At 74.6% G+C, this 18,045-nt stretch carries 19 protein-coding genes; 4 read left to right on the forward strand and 15 right to left on the reverse strand.

The window, feature by feature from the left end; genetic code table 11:
- Nucleotides 1-69: 69 nt before the first annotated feature.
- The 6 genes from coaD to DNK53_RS07830 all read right to left on the reverse strand — a co-directional run bounded on the left by coaD (nucleotide 70) and on the right by DNK53_RS07830 (nucleotide 6,527).
- The gene (coaD, locus tag DNK53_RS07805; protein WP_110181745.1) at nucleotides 70-564 is read right to left on the reverse strand and encodes a pantetheine-phosphate adenylyltransferase; all 495 of its coding nucleotides are present in this window, start codon (nucleotides 562-564) and stop codon (nucleotides 70-72) included.
- Nucleotides 561-1,190 (reverse strand): 16S rRNA (guanine(966)-N(2))-methyltransferase RsmD, encoded by a 630-nt coding sequence (gene rsmD / locus DNK53_RS07810; protein ID WP_110181746.1) that lies wholly within the window; start codon nucleotides 1,188-1,190, stop codon nucleotides 561-563. Before rsmD ends, coaD begins: the two co-directional genes overlap by 4 nt.
- Nucleotides 1,187-3,460 carry an ATP-dependent DNA helicase RecG gene (locus DNK53_RS07815; protein WP_110181747.1) on the reverse strand — a complete coding sequence of 758 codons (2,274 nt, stop codon included), beginning with the start codon at nucleotides 3,458-3,460 and terminating at the stop codon, nucleotides 1,187-1,189. The genes rsmD and DNK53_RS07815 overlap by 4 nt, the downstream gene beginning before the upstream one ends.
- A gap of 3 nt (nucleotides 3,461-3,463) precedes the next feature.
- Entirely contained in the window at nucleotides 3,464-5,122 is a 1,659-nt protein-coding gene (locus tag DNK53_RS07820) for a DAK2 domain-containing protein (RefSeq protein ID WP_110181748.1), read from the reverse strand.
- 135 nt (nucleotides 5,123-5,257) lie between these two features.
- Nucleotides 5,258-5,443: a 50S ribosomal protein L28 gene (rpmB, locus tag DNK53_RS07825; protein WP_056885645.1), complete on the reverse strand. Its 186-nt coding sequence runs from the start codon at nucleotides 5,441-5,443 to the stop codon at nucleotides 5,258-5,260.
- Between the two features lie 118 nt (nucleotides 5,444-5,561).
- A complete protein-coding gene (locus DNK53_RS07830) occupies nucleotides 5,562-6,527 on the reverse strand; it encodes a thiamine-phosphate kinase (protein ID WP_110181749.1) in 966 nt (321 codons plus the stop codon).
- Between the two features lie 142 nt (nucleotides 6,528-6,669).
- Here DNK53_RS07830 and DNK53_RS07835 point away from each other — a divergent pair, with 142 nt between their 5' ends.
- Both DNK53_RS07835 and DNK53_RS07840 read left to right on the forward strand, forming a co-directional pair.
- The gene (locus DNK53_RS07835) at nucleotides 6,670-6,906 is read left to right on the forward strand and encodes an Lrp/AsnC family transcriptional regulator (RefSeq protein WP_110181750.1); all 237 of its coding nucleotides are present in this window, start codon (nucleotides 6,670-6,672) and stop codon (nucleotides 6,904-6,906) included.
- A gap of 79 nt (nucleotides 6,907-6,985) precedes the next feature.
- A complete protein-coding gene (locus DNK53_RS07840) occupies nucleotides 6,986-7,435 on the forward strand; it encodes a DUF3515 domain-containing protein (RefSeq protein WP_162599830.1) in 450 nt (149 codons plus the stop codon).
- A 25-nt stretch (nucleotides 7,436-7,460) separates the two neighbouring features.
- Here the strand turns inward: DNK53_RS07840 and DNK53_RS07845 are convergent, their stop codons facing one another.
- On the reverse strand, nucleotides 7,461-8,585 hold the full coding sequence (locus DNK53_RS07845) for a D-alanine--D-alanine ligase family protein (protein ID WP_110181752.1): 1,125 nt from the start codon (nucleotides 8,583-8,585) through the stop codon (nucleotides 7,461-7,463).
- 33 nt (nucleotides 8,586-8,618) lie between these two features.
- Between DNK53_RS07845 and DNK53_RS07850 the strand changes: the two genes are divergently transcribed.
- Entirely contained in the window at nucleotides 8,619-9,716 is a 1,098-nt protein-coding gene (locus tag DNK53_RS07850) for a trans-sulfuration enzyme family protein (protein ID WP_110181753.1), read from the forward strand.
- A gap of 37 nt (nucleotides 9,717-9,753) precedes the next feature.
- Here DNK53_RS07850 and DNK53_RS07855 read toward each other — a convergent pair whose 3' ends face one another.
- The 5 genes from DNK53_RS07855 to leuC form a co-directional block, all read right to left on the reverse strand.
- Nucleotides 9,754-10,755: an NAD(P)H-dependent glycerol-3-phosphate dehydrogenase gene (locus tag DNK53_RS07855; RefSeq protein ID WP_110181754.1), complete on the reverse strand. Its 1,002-nt coding sequence runs from the start codon at nucleotides 10,753-10,755 to the stop codon at nucleotides 9,754-9,756.
- Complete coding sequence (locus DNK53_RS07860; protein ID WP_204163813.1) at nucleotides 10,752-11,552, reverse strand: lysophospholipid acyltransferase family protein; 801 nt, start codon at nucleotides 11,550-11,552, stop codon at nucleotides 10,752-10,754. Before DNK53_RS07860 ends, DNK53_RS07855 begins: the two co-directional genes overlap by 4 nt.
- A gap of 163 nt (nucleotides 11,553-11,715) precedes the next feature.
- Nucleotides 11,716-12,372, reverse strand: a complete 657-nt coding sequence (locus DNK53_RS07865; protein WP_110181755.1) for an HU family DNA-binding protein — start codon at nucleotides 12,370-12,372, stop codon at nucleotides 11,716-11,718.
- Nucleotides 12,373-12,489: 117 nt separating this feature from the next.
- Nucleotides 12,490-13,089 carry a 3-isopropylmalate dehydratase small subunit gene (leuD, locus tag DNK53_RS07870; RefSeq protein ID WP_110181756.1) on the reverse strand — a complete coding sequence of 200 codons (600 nt, stop codon included), beginning with the start codon at nucleotides 13,087-13,089 and terminating at the stop codon, nucleotides 12,490-12,492.
- A 1-nt stretch (nucleotide 13,090) separates the two neighbouring features.
- A complete protein-coding gene (leuC, locus tag DNK53_RS07875; protein WP_110181757.1) occupies nucleotides 13,091-14,518 on the reverse strand; it encodes a 3-isopropylmalate dehydratase large subunit in 1,428 nt (475 codons plus the stop codon).
- A gap of 105 nt (nucleotides 14,519-14,623) precedes the next feature.
- Here leuC and DNK53_RS07880 point away from each other — a divergent pair, with 105 nt between their 5' ends.
- Nucleotides 14,624-15,346, forward strand: coding sequence for an IclR family transcriptional regulator (locus tag DNK53_RS07880; RefSeq protein WP_101524018.1), 723 nt, complete (start codon nucleotides 14,624-14,626; stop codon nucleotides 15,344-15,346).
- 36 nt (nucleotides 15,347-15,382) lie between these two features.
- Here DNK53_RS07880 and DNK53_RS07885 read toward each other — a convergent pair whose 3' ends face one another.
- The 3 genes from DNK53_RS07885 to DNK53_RS07895 all read right to left on the reverse strand — a co-directional run bounded on the left by DNK53_RS07885 (nucleotide 15,383) and on the right by DNK53_RS07895 (nucleotide 18,041).
- The gene (locus DNK53_RS07885; RefSeq protein ID WP_110181758.1) at nucleotides 15,383-15,862 is read right to left on the reverse strand and encodes a methylated-DNA--[protein]-cysteine S-methyltransferase; all 480 of its coding nucleotides are present in this window, start codon (nucleotides 15,860-15,862) and stop codon (nucleotides 15,383-15,385) included.
- Nucleotides 15,850-17,427, reverse strand: a complete 1,578-nt coding sequence (locus DNK53_RS07890) for an AlkA N-terminal domain-containing protein (RefSeq protein ID WP_110181759.1) — start codon at nucleotides 17,425-17,427, stop codon at nucleotides 15,850-15,852. The genes DNK53_RS07885 and DNK53_RS07890 overlap by 13 nt, the downstream gene beginning before the upstream one ends.
- Nucleotides 17,428-17,504: 77 nt before the next feature.
- On the reverse strand, nucleotides 17,505-18,041 hold the full coding sequence (locus DNK53_RS07895; protein ID WP_204163814.1) for a GNAT family N-acetyltransferase: 537 nt from the start codon (nucleotides 18,039-18,041) through the stop codon (nucleotides 17,505-17,507).
- Between the last annotated feature and the right edge of the window lie 4 nt (nucleotides 18,042-18,045).

Here is an 18,045-nt window from a genome sequence, read left to right on the forward strand (position 1 = left end):
ACTTTCAGTGCTGGGGCAAGGCAGAACTCAGGGAGTCTAACCGGCGGCGCGGGTGGGCGGCAAAACGGGTCAGGCCTGCCCGGCGGCCCGCTCGGCCAGCCGGGCGAGGAGCCGTTCCAGCACGGCCGGCGGCACCAGGCCCGACACGTCGCCCCCGAGCGCGGCGACCTCCTTGACCAGGCTCGAGGCGAGGAAGGAGTACTCCGGGGCGGTCGGCACGAAGACGGTCTCGATGGGCGCCAGGCTGGCGTTCATCTGCGCCATCTGCAGCTCGTAGTCGAAGTCGCTGACGGCCCGCAGCCCCTTGACGATGGCGGCGATCCCCTGCTCGGAGCAGAAGTCGGTGAGCAGGCCGGTGAAGCCGGCGACCCGGACGTTGCCGAACCCGGCGCACGCCTCGCGCAGCATCTCCATCCGCTCCTCGGCGGTGAAGAGCCGGTTCTTCGAGGCGTTGACGCCGACGGCGACGACCACCTCGTCGAAGAGCTTGGAGGCCCGGCTCACGATGTCGAGGTGCCCGTGGGTGACCGGGTCGAACGACCCGGGGCAGACGGCGCGGCTCACTGGTTCTCCTCCTGCTGGGGGTCGTGCTCGTCCCCTGCGGGGCCGACCGCGTGACCGTACCAAAGCACCGTCTCGCCGTAGCGGCGCTCCCGCCCCGCCTCCAGGCCCGACGGCCACCGGGGTGCCGGACCGCGCGCGGAGCGCTCCACCACGACCCGGGCGTCGGCGGCCAGCCAGCCGCCGGCCACGAGCCGGGCCAGGTCGTCGGCCACCCGCTCGTCGGGCAGCGGGTAGGGCGGGTCGCTGAAGACGACGTCGTACGCCGCGGGCGCGGGGCCGGCGAGGACCGTCGCGACGGAGCCGACCACCACCTCCACCCCGTCCGCGCCGCGGGCTGACGCCGCGGGGGCACCGAGGCTGCGGGCGTTGGCCCGCACCACCCCGGCCGTCCGGCGGTCCTGCTCGACCAGCGTGACCGCGGTCGCCCCGCGCGACCAGGCCTCGAGGCCCACCGCGCCGGAGCCGGCGTACAGGTCGAGCACCCGCAGGCCCTGCCAGGACCCGGCCCAGGACTCGAGGGCGGAGAAGAGGGCCTCCCGCACCCGGTCGCTGGTGGGACGGGTCGCGTCCCCGGGCGGGGTGGCGAGACGGCGTCCGCGCGCCACGCCCGCGATGATCCGGGTCATGCCTTCTCCATGAACGTCGAGGCCTGGGACTCCTCGACCTCGCGCACCGCGCGGGCCAGCAGCGGCGCCCCCAGCAGCTCCGGGTCCTCGGCGAGCATCCGCTCGGCGGCCTCCCGGGCGGTGACGATCGTCTTCTCGTCGCGCAGCACGCGCAGGTTCTCCAGGCTCGAGCGGTGGCCGCTCTGGCTCTTGCCCAGCACGTCGCCCTCCCGCCGCTGCTCGAGGTCGACGCGGCTCAGCTCGAAGCCGTCCGTCGTGGCGGCCACGGCGTCCAGCCGTTCGCGCGCCGGGGTCCCCTCCTCGGCCGCGGAGACCAGCAGGCAGAGCCCGGGAAGGCCTCCGCGGCCGACCCGGCCGCGCAGCTGGTGCAGCTGGGAGACGCCGAAGCGGTCGGCGTCCATCAGCACCATGGTGGTGGCGTTGGCGACGTCCACGCCGACCTCGATCACCGTCGTGGCGACGAGCACGTCGACCTCGCCCGCCGCGAAGGCCCGCATGGTGGCCTCCTTCTCCTCCGCCGGCATCCGCCCGTGCAGCCGGGCGACCCGGACCTGGGCGAGCGGCCCTGCCGCGAGCTGCTCGGCCACCTCCTCGACGGCCGCGAGCTGCCGCGCCGGGGTCGTGTCCCGCCCGTCCTCGTCGACGTCCCGCTGGTCCTGCTCCCCCTGCTCGGGCTCGTCCCCGCTGATCCGCGGGCAGACGACGTAGGCCTGGTGGCCCTTGGCGACCTCCTCGGCGACCCGCTCCCAGACCCGGTCGACCCACCTCGGGCGGTCGGCCAGCGGGACCACCGTGGTCTGGATCGGCGCCCGGCCCGCCGGCAGCTCGCGGAGGACCGAGGTCTCGAGGTCGCCGAAGACCGTCATCGCCACGGTCCGCGGGATGGGGGTCGCGGTCATCACGAGCACGTGCGGCGGGCTGCCGGCCTTGTCGGTCAGCGCGGAGCGCTGCTCCACGCCGAAGCGGTGCTGCTCGTCGACCACGACGAGACCGAGGTCGGCGAAGGAGACGTGCTCCTCGAGCAGCGCGTGCGTGCCCACGACCAGCCCCGCCTCGCCGCTGGCGATCCGCAGCAGCGCCTCGGCCCGCTGGGCCCGGGGCATCGAGCCGGTCAGCAGGGCCACGCCCGTCGCCTCGTCGGCTCCGCCGAGCATCCCGCCGGCCGCGAGGTCCCCCATCATCGCCAGGATGCTGCGGTGGTGCTGCTGGGCCAGCACCTCGGTGGGCGCCAGGAGAGCGGCCTGTCCGCCGGAGTCCACGACCCGGAGCATCGCGCGGAGGGCAACCAGCGTCTTGCCGGAGCCCACCTCGCCCTGCAGCAGCCGGTTCATCGGGTGGGGTCGCCCGAGCTCCTCGGCCAGCACCTCGCCGACCTCGCGCTGCCCGGCGGTCAGCTCGAACGGCAGCCGGGCGTCGAAGGCGGCCAGCAGCCGGCCTCCACCCCCGTCCCTCGCCTGCGTCCCGACGGCTCGCTGGGCGGCCCGGCGCCGGGCCAGGACGAGCTGGAGCACCAGCGCCTCGTGGAACCGGAACCGCTTGCGCGCCGCGCCCAGCTGCCGCTGGTCGTCGGGGCCGTGGATCCAGCGCAGCGCCGTCATCACGTCCAGCAGGCCGTGGCGCTCCAGCAGCTCGGGCGGCAGGGGCTCCTCCACCCCCGTCACCAGCTCGAGCGCGACCTGCACGATCTTCTGGAGGTCCCAGGAGTAGAGGCCGGCGGTGACGGGGTAGACCGGGATCAGCCCCTTGAGGCTCGCGGCGAGGGCCACGTCGGCGGCGGCGGTCGCCTCGTCGGCGTCGCCCGACCCGCCCGGTCCGCCGTCGGCCGGGGCGAAGACCACGGCGTGCGGGGAGGCGAGCTGCCACGTGCGCTGGAAGAACTGGGCCTTGCCGGTGAATATGCCGCGGGAGCCCGGGGCCAGCCGCCGCGCCTCGCTCTCCGCCATCCCCTTGTGCGGCAGGAAGAAGGCGAGGCTCAGCTCGGGGCCGGCCGTCTCGACCCGGACCTCCAGACGGTGCTGCAGCCGGCCGGTGCGCCGGTTGGTGAAGGACTTGACCTGGCTGGAGCGGACCCGCCCGACCACGCTGAGCATCTCCCCCTCCCGGGGGCGGCCGACCTCGCTCAGCTCGGCGGTGGCCTCGTAGCGCCGCGGGAAGTGACGGAGCAGGTCCCCGACCGTCCGCAGACCGAGCTTCTCCTCCACGAGCGCGCGCTTCTTCACGGCTCGGCCGAAGACGGCCGCCACCGGGGAGTCGGGAGTGATGGATCCCATCGGCTACTCCACGGAGACCAGGAGGGGGTAGCGCTCCTGGCCGCCGTCGTAGACCACCACGTCCAGGTGGGGGTGGGCGGACTCGACCCGCTCGGCGCACCGCGCGGCGAGCTCGCCGGCCCGGGGGTCCGCGCCGGCGACGACCGTGACCAGTTCGCCACCCGCGCCGACCAGGCGCTCCAGCACCTCGACCGCCACCTCGAAGAGCTCCTGCCCGACCACCGCGAAGTCCCCGTCGACGACCCCCAGGACGTCGCCGGGCTCGCAGGGGCCGGCCATCGTGATCGCCCGCTTCGCGGCGACCGTGACCGCGCCGTGCCGGGCGTGCCGCGCGGTGGCGGTCATCTCCAGCACGTCCTGCTCGAAGGCCCGGCCGGGCTCGTGGACCGCCAGCGCCGCCAGCCCCTGGACCTGCGCCTGCGTCGGGATCACCGCGACGCGCACCCGGCCCGACTCCTCGGCCGTGCGGGCCGCGATCTCGGCGACGCGCACCGAGTCGGGGTCGTTGGGCAGCACGACGACCTCTGCCGCGCCGCTCTCCTCGATCGCGGCCAGCACCTGGCCGGTCGACGGCCGGCGACCGGGGCCCGCGGGCACCACCACGGCCCCGGCGTCCTCGAAGAGCCGGGTGAGCCCGGCGCCGGCGGCCACCGCCACGATGCGCCGGCCGCTGAGCGCGCCGGGCCCCGTGGCCTCGTGGCGCGCGGACTGCTCCGCGACCTGCTCGGCGAAGTGGGTGACCCGGATCCGGTGCGGCCGCCCGGCGGCGAGGCCGGCCTCGATGGCGGCGCCCACGTCGTCGACGTGCACGTGCACGTTCCACAGCCCCTCGCTGCCCACCACGACGAGCGAGTCGCCGAGCCCGGCCAGGGCGGCGCGCAGGGCGACGACGGCCTGCTCCTCGGCGTCCAGCAGGTACATCACCTCGTAGGAGGGGCCCTCGGCGGTGAGGTCGCCGGCGGGGAGGACGACGGGGATCCGCGGCACCCCCTTGCGGCCCTCGACCACGGGCACCCGCCCGGTGAGCACCCGCTCGGCCGCGTCGAGGACCACGCTCAGGCCCCGCCCGCCGGCGTCGACGACCCCGGCGTCCGCCAGCACGCGGAGCTGCTCGGGGGTGCGCGCCAGCGCCTCCCGCGCCGCGGCGGCCGCCGCCGAGAAGACGTGGCTGGCGCGCAGCGAGCCGTCGGCGTCGTCGGCCACCAGCTTCTGCGCCGCGTCGCTCGCGGCTCGGGCGACCGAGAGGATCGTGCCCTCCACGGGCTGGCCCACGGCGGCGTAGCTGGCGTCGGTGGCGACGGCGAGGGCGTCGGCCATCACCAGGGCGTAGGACTCCTCGGGGCGGGAGCGCTCGATGCGGGAGGCCACGGCCCCGAGCATCTGGCTGAGGATGACGCCGGAGTTGCCGCGCGCGCCGAGGAGCGCGCCACGGCGGAAGACCGCGAGGCACTCCGGGACCGACGCGCCGCGCCCCGCCGCCTCGCGGATCGCGTCACGGGCAGCCGAGAACGTGAGGAACATGTTGGTCCCCGTGTCCCCGTCGGGGACCGGGTAGACGTTGAGTGCGTCGATCTCCTCGCGGGCGGCGCTGAGGGCGTCGGTGCCGACGTCGACGAACCGCAGGATGGTGTCCAGGGCGATCCCGTGGGGCACCTGCTCCATGCGTCGCTCCTCCCCTCTCGCCGGCCCGCGCCGGGGTCCCGCACGGGTGCGCCCCACAGGCTAGTGGGCGCCGCCCGCGGACAACAGAAGGCCCCGCGAGCATGTCGCTCGCGGGGCCTCCTGGACGCTCTCAGGTCAGCGGGAGACCTTGCCGGCCTTCAGGCAGCCCGTGCAGACGTTCATCCGCTTGGGGGTGCCGTTCACCGTGGCGCGGACGCGCTGGATGTTGGGGTTGAAGCGGCGCTTCGTGATCTTGCGCGACCACGGACGGTTGTTGCCGAAGCCCGGCTTCTTGGCGCAGATGTCGCAGACGGCAGCCACCGTGCACTCCGATCAGTTCGTGTTGGTTTCGTCGAGGCGCTCGCCCAGGCCGGGGCATCCCGGCCAGCGAGCAACCGCACCAGCGTATCCGACCACCACGGCGGTGGAGAAATCGAGGTCAGAAGTGCGTCCAGCCACCCGCGCCCTCGTGCGGGGCGCCGTCGACGGTGACGCCCTCCCCCTCGTGGACCTCTCCCACCACGAGCCAGCCGGGCGGGACCGAGCCGGCCGGGAAGGTGGCCAGCAGCGGGTGGTCCTCGCCCCCGGTGAGGATGAAGCCCAAGGGGTCGGCCCCCAGGGCGGAGCCCACGGCCACCAGCGGCTCGGGCACGTCGAAGGCGCCCCGGCGCAGGTCGATCCGCACGCCCGAGGCGGCCGCCACGTGGCCGGCGTCCGCGACCAGGCCGTCGGAGACGTCGATCATCGCGGTGGCTCCCGCGGCGGCGGCCTCGGGCCCGGCGTCGTACGGCGGCTCGGGGCGCCGGTAGGCCTCCACCAGCACCCGCGGCGAGCGGAACCCCCGCGCCAGCACGGCGAGGCCGGCGGCCGCCCACCCCTGCCGGCCCCGCAGGGCCACGACGTCACCGGGCTCGGCGCCGGACCGGAGCACCGGGGCCTGCGTGCAGGCGCCGATCACGGTGACGGAGACGACCACCTCGTCGGCCCGGGTCAGGTCGCCGCCGACCACGCTCGCCCCCACCGCGGCGCACTCCTCGGCGAAGCCGCGGGCCATCTCCAGCACCCAGGCCGCCGGCAGGTCGGCCGGCGCGGCCAGCCCCACCGTGAGGGAGTGCGCCCGGCCGCCCATGGCGTTGACGTCGGAGAGGTTCTGGGCGGCGGCCCGCCGGCCCACGTCGACGGCGTCCACCCAGTCGCGACGGAAGTGCCGTCCCTCGACGAGGAGGTCCGTGGAGACGACCACGTGGCCCTGGCGGACCCGCAGCACCGCCGCGTCGTCCCCGGGCCCGACGAGCACGTGCTCTCCCTGGTCGAAGAGGGCGACCAGCCGCGAGACGAGGCCGAACTCGCCCACGTCCGCCAGCGTGGCGTCGGGCGGGACGGGCTGCACGGGGGTCTCGGGCATGGGGACATCCCACCAGATCGCCGCGTCGGGAGCCCCTCGGGACCCGCACGACGGCCGCCCCGAGCGTCTGGACCGGGGGCCGGCCCGGTGTAGGTTGACGCAGGACACGTCCCACCCACCCCGCCACCCCTGAGGAGCCCTGATGGTCGTCCAGGCCTACATCCTGATCCAGACCGACGTCGGCAAGGCTGCCGAGGTGGCCGCCGCGATCTCCCAGGTCAACGGCGTCACGCTCGCCGAGGACGTCACCGGTCCCTACGACGTGATCGTCCGGGCCGAGGCCCGCAACGTCGACGAGCTCGGCAAGCTGGTCGTCTCGAAGGTGCAGAGCCTCGACGGCATCACCCGCACGCTCACCTGCCCCGTCGTCCACATCTGACGTCGGCGCCGGCGCCGACCACCCCGTGCCACGCTCCACCCCCAGACGCCCCGGGTCCCGCGGACCGCGGGGCGTCGTCGTGCTCGCCGCGCTGCTGCTCGCCGGTTGCGGCGGGGCCGTGGAGGTGGCCGCCCCGCAGCTCCCCGGCGACGACCGGGAGCGGTGCGAGTCCCTGGTCGCGGAGCTGCCCGCCGAGCTGTTCGGCCAGGAACGGCGCGAGGTCGAGCCCGACGCGGGGACGACCGCCGCGTGGGGCGACCCGCCCGTCGTGCTCGTGTGCGGAGCCGACGAGCCGGAGGAGTACGACGAGTTCGCCGCCTGCACCCCGGTCGGCGGGGCCGGGTGGTTCATGCCCGACACCCAGCTGCGCGAGACCGGCGGACCGATCGAGATCACCGCGATGAGCCACACCCCGCGGCTGCAGGTGCGGGTGCCGGCCGAGCGCCGGGCGTCGGGCGCGGACTCGGCCATGGCGGCGCTGGGGCCGCTCGTCGTCGAGCACCTCGACGAGACGCTGCCCTGCCACTAGGGCCGCGGCCCGGGACCCCGACAGGTCAGCGCAGGCCGGTGCCGCGACGCAGGGCCAGCTGCACCAGGCGGTCCACCAGCTCGCGGTAGCCGAGGCCCGACGCCTCCCACATGCGGGGGTACATCGAGGTGGGGGTGAAGCCGGGCATGGTGTTGAGCTCGTTGACCACCAGGCGCCCGTCGGGCAGCACGAAGAAGTCGACGCGGGCCAGGCCCTCGCCCCCGACCGCCTCGAACGCGCGGACGGAGAGCTCGCGCATCCGGGCCGCCACGTCGTCGGGCAGGTCGGCGGGGACGTCGAGCGCCGTGTGCTCGGCGGGGAGGTACTTCGCGGCGAAGTCGTAGAACTCGTGGTCCCCGCCGATGCGGATCTCGGCGGGCATCGAGGTCTCGACGGTGCCGTCGAGCGCCTCCAGCACCCCGCACTCGACCTCGCGCGCCGCCTCGGCCGAGACCTCCACGAGCACCTTGGGGTCGTGCCGCTGCGCCTCGGCCACGGCGGCGTCGAGCTCGGAGGCGTCGTGCACCTTGCTGATCCCGATGCTGGAGCCGCCGCGGGCCGGCTTGCAGAAGACCGGGAAGCCCAGGGCGGCCACCCGCTCCCGGCAGACGTCCGGGTCGCGCTCCCACTCCCGCCGGGTGATCACCACGCCGGGCATGACCGGGAGCCCGGCGGCCTCGAGGACCACCTTCATGTAGGCCTTGTCCATGCTCACGGCCGAGGCCAGCACCCCGGCGCCCACGTAGCGGACCCCGGCCATCTCGAGCATCCCCTGGATGGTGCCGTCCTCCCCCCACGGACCGTGGAGCACCGGGAAGACCACGTCGACCTGGCCCAGCGCGCGGGGCGGCTGCGACGCCTCGGTGACGACCAGGTCGGTGTGCCCCTCCTCGCGCAGCAGCTGCACCGAGGCCCGCTCGCCGTCGACGTGCGGCAGCCGCTCGGCCGACGTGAGGCGGAGCCGGTCGGTGTCGTCGCTCTCGAGCACCCAGCGGCCGTCGGGCGCGATCCCCACCGGGACCACGTCGTACCGCTCGCGGTCGAGGGCGTCGAGCACCGCCCCGGCGGTCACGCACGAGATGGCGTGCTCGGAGGAGCGGCCGCCGAAGACGACGGCGACGCGGGGCTTGGCGGTGGCGGGCGAGTTCATCGGGCCCGACCCTAGCGGCCTAGAGTCGGGCCCATGCCCACCGACGCCCCCACCCCCGCCGGCCCCACGCTGCGACCCGCCACCCTGGCCGTGACGGTAGGCCGCCCGGCGCACGAGCCGGACGCCCCCCTCAACGCCCCGATCACGATGGCGTCGACCTTCGTGGCGGGTGGGGACATCGAGTACGGCCGGCACGGCAACCCCACCTGGACGGCTCTGGAGGAGGCGATCGGCGCCCTGGAGGGCGGACGGTGCCTCACCTTCGCCTCCGGCCTCGCCGCGGTGGCGACCGTGCTCGACCTCGTCGGGCAGGGCGCGAAGGTGGTGGCCCCCCGGCACGCCTACAACGGCACCGTCATGCAGCTCGCCGACCTCGAGGCCCGCGGCCGTCTTCGCACCGAGCTCGTGGACATCACCGACACCGACGCCGTGGTCGCGGCCTGCGACGGCGCCGCCCTGGTGTGGCTGGAGTCCCCCACCAACCCCGCGCTGGAGGTGGCCGACATCCCCACCATCCGGGCGGCCGCCCACGCGGCCGGCGCCTACGTCGTCGTCGACAACACCTTCGCCACCCCGTTGCTGCAGCGCCCCCTCGAGGACGAGGTCGACCTGGTCGTCCACTCCGCCACCAAGTACCTCGCGGGCCACAGCGACGTGCTGATGGGCGCGGTCTGCACCCGCGACGAGGAGCTGCTCCGGGTCCTCAAGGGCCGGCGCGACCTCGTGGGCGCCGTGCCCGGCGCCTTCGAGGCATGGCTGACGCTGCGCGGCCTGCGCACGCTGCACGTGCGGCTCGAGCGGGCCCAGGCCAACGCCGCCGAGCTGGTGCGCAGGTTCCGCGAGCACCCCGCCGTGGGCGAGGTCCGCTACCCGGGCTTCGGCGCGATCATCTCCGTCGTCATGGCCGAGGGTGCCCTGGCCGCCGACCTCCTCACCCGCAAGACGTCCCTGTGGGTGCACGCGACCTCGCTCGGCGGCGTCGAGTCCACCTTCGAGCGTCGTCGCCGGTGGAAGTCGGAGCCCGCCACCATCCCCGACGGCCTCGTCCGCCTGTCGGTCGGGATCGAGGACGTCGAGGACCTCTGGGCCGACCTGGTCCGGGCGCTCGACGACCTGGTCCTGCCCGGCTGATCCCGGCCGGTGCCGCCGTCGGCGGCACCGGGGCGCCTCAGTCGGTCTCGGCCTTGGTGTCGCGGGCGATGAAGGCGTTCATCATGTCGAAGGCGGTCAGCCGCCCGGCCAGCACGTCGTCGACGTGCGCCGCGATCGGCGCGTCGACCCCGTTGGCCTCGGCCAGCGCCCGCAGCGACGCGCAGGACTTCGCACCCTCCGCGACCTGGGAGGTCGAGGCGTAGATCTCCTCGGTGGTCATCCCCTTGCCGAGCTTCTCGCCGAACGTCCGGTTGCGCGACAGCGGCGACGAGCAGGTCGCGACCAGGTCGCCCAGGCCGGCCAGCCCCATGAGGGTCATCGGGTTGGCCCCCAGGGCGAGCGCCAGGCGCGCGGTCTCGGCCAGGCCCCGGGTGATCACCGAGGCGGTGGTGTTGTCGCCGAAGCCCAGCCCCACGGCCATGCCGACCGCGAGGCCGACGACGTTCTTGTAGGCACCCCCCAGCTCGCAGCCGAGCACGTCGGTGGAGGTGTAGGGACGGAACGCCGGCGTGTGGCACATCCGCTGCAGGCGGCGGGCGACCTCCTCGTCGGCGCACGCCACCACGGAGGCGGCGGGCTCGCGCTTGGCGATCTCCTTCGCCAGGTTGGGCCCGCTGACGACCGCGATCCGCTCCGGGCCGGCCCCGGTCACCTCGGCGATGACCTCGCTCATCCGCTTGAGGGTGCCGAGCTCGACGCCCTTCATCAGGCTCACCAGGAGCGCGTCCTCCTCGAGGTACGGCGCCCAGGCCGTGAGGTTCTCGCGGAAGGACTGCGCCGGGGTCGCGAAGACCACGACCTCCGCACCGGCCAGCGCCTCCGCGGGGTCGCTGGTCGCGGTGACGGTCTCGGGCAGCTGGATGCCGGGGAGGTAGTCGGCGTTCTCGTGCCGGGTGCGGATGGCCTCGGCGAGCTCCTCGCGCCGGGCCCACAGGACCACGTCGTTGCCGGCGTCGGCGAGGACGAGGGCGAAGGCGGTGCCCCAAGACCCTGCACTGAACACTGCGACCTTCGTCATCTCTTCCTCTTCTTGCCGGTGGTCCTGGAGCGGCGACGTCGGGTCGCCGGGTCGTTCGGGTTGCCGATCTGGCGGAGCCCGGCGCGTCGCGGGTCGAACCGCTCGGCGGGCGCCTTCTCGCCCCGGACCTCCTCGAGCTCGGCGACCAGCGCGGCCATGATCCGGTCGGTCGCCTCCTGGACGACGCCCGGCTCGGTGGCGCGCTCGCGCAGGTCGTCGAGGGGGACGGGGTCACCGACCCGGACGGTCAGGTGGGTCCGGGACAGGAGGTGCGGCCGCTTCGAGTACGGCGGGAGCAGACGGTGGGCGCCCCAGTGCGCCACGGGCAGCACCGGGACCCCGGTGGCCAGGGCGATCCGGGCGGCCCCGGACTTGCCACGCATCGGCCACAGGTCGGGGTCGCGGGTCAGCGTCCCCTCGGGGTAGACGACGACGCACTCCCCCCTCTGGACCGCGGCGACGGCCGCGTCGTAGGCCCCGACCGCGTCCTTGGTGAGCCGCTCCACGGGGATCTGTCCGGTGGACCGCAGGACGCCCACCACGAACTTGTTGCTCCGGAAGAGGGCCGACTTGGCGAGGTACCGCGGCAGCCGCCCCGCGTCGTACACGAAGTGGGCGCTGACGAGGGGGTCGGCGTGGGAGATGTGGTTGAGGACGAGGACGCACCCGCCGCTCGCGGGGATCTTCTCCGCACCGGTCCACGTGTGCGTCGTCGTGGCACCCAGGGTGGGCCGCAGGATGATGTTGCCGGCCAGGAAGCCCCAGCCGTGCCGCATCGTGAGCTTGCGCAACGGCACCGGCGTCCGACCTCCCTCTCCTCGTGGCGTCCGCCCGGACGCTCCCCCTTCGGTGTGACAGAGGTTACTGCCTCGACCGTCCGCTCCCACCGGCCCCCCGGACGTGCCACGACCCGCCCGGTCGCCCGGACGGGTCGTGGCGGCGGGTCGTCGGACCCGCCGGTCAGGCCTTCTTCGCGGCCTTCTTGGCGGGCGCCTTCTTGGCCGCCGCCTTGGTGGTGGTGGACGCCTTCTTGGCGGGCGCCTTCTTGGCGGCGCTCGTCTTGGCGGTCGTCGTCTTCGCGGTCGTCGTCTTGGCGGCGGCCGTCTTGTTGGTGGCGGTCGTCTTGGCGGCGGCCGTCTTCTTGGTCGCCGTCGCCTTCGCGGCCGTCTTCTTGGCGGGCGCGGCCTTCTTGGCGGGAGCCGCCTTCTTGGCCGGCGCCGCCTTCGACGCCGTGACGGTCTTCTTCGCCGGGGCCGACTTCTTGGTGGCGGCACCGGCGAGCGAGGCCGCCTTCCGGGTGGTGCTGGTCGCCGTCGAGACCGTGAGCTTCGGCAGCTTCTTGGCCCCGCTGACGATGTTCTTCAGGTCCTGCCCGGCCTTGAACGCGGGCACCGACGTCTTCTTCGACTTCATCCGCTCCCCCGTCTGCGGGTTGCGGACCCAGCGAGCGTTGCGCACCCGCTTCTCGAACGAGCCGAAGCCCGTGATCGCGACCTTCTCGCCCTTGGCGACCTCGCGGGTGATCGTGTCGAGCACGGACTCCAGCGCGTGGGCCGCGGCCTTGCGGTTCCCCTCGAAGCGCGCGGCCAGGGTGTCGATGAGCTGTGACTTGTTCACTAGCTTCCCTTCCAACCAACTGTGCGGGCCGAGCCCATGCTCGACGTCATGCCCGTCACGCTAGGTACTTGTGGCGGTCGCCACAATCACCGTCGCCGTGTTGGCGGGAGTTTTTCCCTACTGGGTGGCGGGTTTCCAGCTCGGTCGGGTGCCCTCGAAGCTCGTGATGACGTCCTCGTGGCCCAGCGTGATGCCGATGTCGTCGAGCCCCTCGAGCAGCCGCCAACGGGTGTAGTCGTCGATGTCGAACTCCGCGACGATCGCGTCCTCGCCCTCGCCGGCACGGATCGTGCGGCTCTCGAGGTCGACGGTCACCTCGGCACCCGGGTGGGCCTCGAGGTGGTCCTGGAGCCGCAGCACGACCTTCTCGTCCACCTGGGCCGCGAGCAGGCCGGCCTTGCCGGAGTTGCCGCGGAAGATGTCGGCGAAGCGCGGGGAGACGACGACCTTGAAGCCGTAGTTCTGCAGCGCCCAGACGGCGTGCTCGCGCGAGGAGCCCGTGCCGAAGTCGGGCCCGGCGACGAGCACGGAGCCGTTCGCGTAGGCGGGCTGGTTGAGGACGAACGCCGGGTCGTTGCGCCACGCGGCGAAGAGCCCGTCCTCGAACCCGCTGCGCGTCACGCGCTTGAGGTAGACCGCGGGGATGATCTGGTCGGTGTCCACGTTGGTGCGGCGCAGCGGGACGCCCACGCCGGTGTGGGTGGTGAACTTCTCCACGTCAGCTCTCCTTGCTCGCGGCGCCGACCAGCTCCAGGTCGGCCGGGGACGACAGGGTGCCGCGGACCGCGGTGGCGGCCGCGACGGGGACCGAGACCAGGTGGGTGCGCCCGCCCTTGCCCTGGCGCCCCTCGAAGTTGCGGTTCGACGTCGACGCGCTCCGCTCCTGCGGTGCGAGCTGGTCGGGGTTCATGCCCAGGCACATGGAGCAGCCGGCGCCACGCCACTCCGCACCGGCGGCGACGAAGATCTTGTCCAGGCCCTCGGCCTCGGCCTGCAGCCGCACCCGCGCCGAGCCCGGCACCACGAGCAGGCGGGTGCCCTCGGCGACCCGGTGCCCCTCCAGGACCTGGGCCGCGAGCCGCAGGTCCTCGATCCGGCCGTTGGTGCAGGAACCCACGAAGACGGTGTCCACCTTGACCTCGCGCATCGGGGTCCCGGCCTCGAGGCCCATGTACTCCAGCGCCTTCTGCGTGGTGAGGCGGTCGCCCTCGTCCTCGAAGTCGTCCGGGCTGGGGACGTTGCCGCCCAGGGGCACGCCCTGGCCGGGGTTGGTCCCCCAGGTGACGAAGGGCGTCATCGTCGAGGCGTCGAGCACGATCTCCTTGTCGAAGACCGCGTCGTCGTCGGTGACCAGCGTGCGCCAGTGCGCGACCGCGGCGTCCCAGTCGCCGCCCTTCGGAGCCTCGGGCTTGTCCTGGATGTAGTCGAAGGTGGTCTGGTCGGGGGCGATCATCCCGGCCTTCGCGCCCCACTCGATCGACATGTTGCAGACCGTCATGCGGCCCTCCATCGAGAGCTCCTCGATGGCCTGGCCGCGGTACTCCACGATGTAGCCCTGTCCGCCGCCGGTGCCGGTGTGGGCGATCAGCGTCAGGACGAGGTCCTTGGCGGTGACGCCCTCGGGCAGGCTGCCGTTGACCGTGACCGCCATGGTCCTGGGCTTCGCCTGGGTCAGCGTCTGGGTCGCCAGCACGTGCTCGACCTCGGAGGTGCCGATGCCGAAGGCGATGGCGCCGAAGGCTCCGTGGGTCGAGGTGTGGCTGTCGCCGCAGACGATCGTCATCCCCGGCTGGGTCAGGCCCAGCTGGGGGCCGACCACGTGGACGATGCCCTGCTCGACGTCGCCCAGCGGGTGCAGGCGGACGCCGAACTCGGCGGCGTTCTTGCGCAGGGTCTCGACCTGCGTCCGGCTGACCGGGTCGGCGATCGGCTTGTCCCAGTCCAGGGTCGGGACGTTGTGGTCCTCGGTGGCCAGGGTCAGGTCCGGACGACGCACCCGGCGGCCGGCGAGCCGCAGCCCGTCGAAGGCCTGCGGGCTGGTCACCTCGTGGATGAGGTGGAGGTCGATGTAGAGCAGGTCGGGCTCACCCTCAGCACTCCGGACGACGTGCTCGTCCCACACCTTCTCGGCCAGGGTCTTGCCCATGGACCTGCTCCTCTCTGCCGGGGCATGCCGGGGCGGCATACCCGATCTGGGTCATGTGTCGAGGCTACTCTTGCATCCCAACTTCTGAGACGTCAGTATTGCCATATGGACAACTCAAGCGGAGTCGGGGTCCTCGACAAGGCCGCTCTCGTGCTCGCCGCCCTGGAGGCCGGACCTGCCACCCTGGCCGGGCTCGTGGCCGGCACCGGACTGGCCCGACCCACGGCACATCGTCTCGCGGTGGCCCTGGAGCACCACCGGCTGGTGGCCCGCGACATGCAGGGCCGGTTCGTGCTGGGCCCGCGCCTGGCCGAGCTCTCGGCGGCAGCGGGGGAGGACCGCCTGCTCGCCGCGGCCGGCCCGGTGCTCGCGCGGCTCCGGGACATCACGGGCGAGTCCGCCCAGCTGTGGCGCCGCCAGGGGGAGCACCGGGTCTGCGTCGCCGCTGCCGAGCGCCCCAGCGGCCTGCGCGACACCATCCCCGTGGGTTCGCAGCTCACCATGCGGGCGGGCTCCGCGGCCCAGGTCCTGCTGGCCTGGGAGGACCCGGAGCGGATGCACCGCGGCCTGCAGAACGCGGCGTACTCGGCGACCGCGCTCTCGGGGATCCGCCGCCGCGGATGGGCCCAGAGCGTCGGCGAGCGGGAGCAGGGCGTGGCGTCGGTCTCGGCGCCGGTCCGCTCCCCCGGCGGCAAGATCATCGCGGCGGTCTCGGTCTCCGGCCCCCTCGAGCGACTCTCCCGCCAGCCCGGCCGGATGCACGCCCCCGCCGTCCTGGCTGCCGCCGAGCGGCTCTCGGAGTCCCTGCGCCGCGCCGCCGCCGAGTGACCGGCCGCCCGTCCGGCGTGGCCGGACGGGCACGGGTCAGAAGAGGCCCTCAGTCTCGAGCCCGAGCAGCAACTGCTTGCGCTCGAGGCCGCCGGCGTACCCGGTGAGGGTGCCGTTGGCGCCGATCACCCGGTGGCAGGGCACGACGATCGGGATCGGGTTGCGGCCGTTGGCCAGGCCGACCGCGCGCGACGCCGCGACGGTGAGCCCGAGCCGCAGGGCAACCTGTCCGTACGACGCCGTCTCGCCGTAGCCGATCGACCTGAGCTGCTGCCAGACTCGCTGCTGGAAGTCGCTGCCCACCGGGGCGAGCGGCAGGTCGAAGACGGTCAGCTCGCGGGCGAAGTACGCCGCCAGCTGGCGGACCGCCTCGGCCAGCACCGGGTGGTCGTCCCGACGCTCGCCCCGCCCGGCGTCGCCGGCCGGCGCGAAGGGCGAGAACTCGATCCGGGTGATCGCCCCGTCCCGCTCGGTGATCCGCAGCTCCCCCACCGGGGAGTCCGTCACTGTCCACATGGGTCCCGCTCCTCACGTCTGCTCGTGCCTGGTCCCTGACGGCCTGGTCCCTGACGGCCTGGTCCCTGCCGGTCCCCGCTGCCGTCACCGTCCGACAGGCTGTGCCACAGCTGCACCTGCGCGTAAGAGCGCCAGGGCCGCCACGCCCGGCTCGTCGCCCCCGCCGCGGCCGGGTCCAGGCCCAGCAGACGCAGCGCGTCGCGGGTACCGGTGTCCGTCGGCAGGAAGAGGTCGGGGTGCCCGAGCGCGCGCATGCCGACGTAGTCGGCCGTCCAGGGACCGATCCCGGGCAGTGCGAGCATCGCGGCGCGGGCCTCGTCCCGGTCCGCGCCGCGGTCCAGCCGGAGCCCGCCCCCGGCCAGGGCCGCCGCGAGCCCCACGAGCGCGCGCCCCCTGGCCCGGGGCATGGGCAGCGTCCCCGGGTCCAGGGCGGCGACCGCCCCGGCCTCGGGGAAGAGCCGGTCCAGGCCGGGCACGGTGGTGACGACCTGCTCCCCCGTCGCACCGGCCAGCCGGGCGGCGGCGGTCCGGGCGGCGGCGACGCTCACCTGCTGGCCGAGGACGGCCCTGAACGCCACCTCCGCGCCGTCGACGTGCCCCGGCACCCGCAGCCCCGGCGCACGACGCAGGAGACCGCCGAGCAACGGGTCGGAGCCCAGCACCTCGGCGACGCCCACCGGGTCGCAGTCGGCGTCCAGGAGCCGGCGCACGCGCTCCACCGCGGCCGACGTGTCGCGCAGGTCGGCGAGGACGAAGGTGGCCGGCACCAGGGCGGTCCCGGGACCGTCGAGGTCGCGGAGCTCCACGCTGACGGTGCCCGGACCGTGCGGCAGCCGCAGGGTCCGGGAGTACGTCGTCCCTGCGACGAGCTCCACCCCCGGCACCGCGCGCCGGGCCAGGAACTCGCGCAGGGCGGCCCCGGCGAACGGCGTGCGCACCGCCAGCCGCACGGGCACGGTGCCGCGGGGCGTCGGCGCCGCCGCACCCCGGCCCCGGAGGTCGGACGGGGTGCTCCCGTAGACCTCCCGCACGGTGTCGTTGAACTGGCGCACGCTGGAGAACCCGGCCGCGAAGGCGACGTCGGCCAGTCGCAGGTCCGTGCCCTGCAGGAGGGCGCGGGCGGTCTGGGCCCGGCGGGCCCGGGCCAGGGCCAGGGGGCCGGCGCCGAGCTCGCGGACCAGCAGCCGCCCCAGGTGGCGCGGCGAGTAGCCGAGCGAGGCGGCGAGCCCCTCGACCCCGTCGCGGTCGACGACGCCATCGGCCACCAGCCGCATCGCGCGGCCGGCCACGTCGGCGGCGGCGTCCCACCCGGGCGAGCCGGGCACCGCGTCCGGGAGGCAGCGCTTGCAGGCCCGGTAGCCGGCGGCCTGTGCCGCGGCCGCGGTCGGGTGGAAGGTGACGTTGCGACGGCCCGGCGTCCGCGCCGGGCACGACGGCCGGCAGTAGATGCCGGTGGTGCGCACCGCGGTGTAGAAGACCCCGTCGAACCGCCGGTCCCGGCTGCGGACGGCGCGGTAGCAGGACTCGGGGTCGAGTCCGCCGGGTCCGTCGGGGGTTCGGGTCATGCCCCCATCCTGCCCCTCGTCCCGGTCGACGTCTCGCGGAAATCGGACACGGCAGCCCGGGCGGGCGAGGCTCCGCCTCAGGCCGGTGGTCCCGGGTCGAGGCGACGCGCCATGAGGACGTCGTCGACCTCGCGCCCCTCCAGCACGAACTCGCCGCGCAGCACGCCCTCGACGACGAAGCCGGCCGACTCGTAGAGCCGGCGGGCGGTCGGGTTGGTCGAGAGCACCCGCAGCCCGACCTTGCGCAGGCCGCGCGCCCGGGCCGCCGCGAGCGTCGCGTCGAGCAGGAGTCGCCCGGCCCCGTGCCCCTGGTGGGCCGGATCGACGGCGAGGCCGTTGAGCAGGAGCACGTGCGCCCGGGAGGGCTCCGACAGGTGCTGCTGGAGCAGCGCGAAGCCGCACGGCACGCCCGCCCGCGTCGCCACCAGCGCGTCGGCGGGGTCGAGCCGGTCGGAGAAGAACGGCTCCTCGGGGGACTTCCGGGGCATGGGGGTCACGGCCGGGTCCCAGGTCGCGAGGTCGATCGCCCGCAGGCGCGGGCCGTCCTCGGCGCGGGCCACCCGGACCCGCACCTGGCGGCTCCCGTCGTCGGACGGGGACGTGTCGGTGGTCACCCCC

The organism is Nocardioides solisilvae (assembly GCF_003194625.1).
Taxonomy (GTDB): domain Bacteria; phylum Actinomycetota; class Actinomycetes; order Propionibacteriales; family Nocardioidaceae; genus Nocardioides; species Nocardioides solisilvae.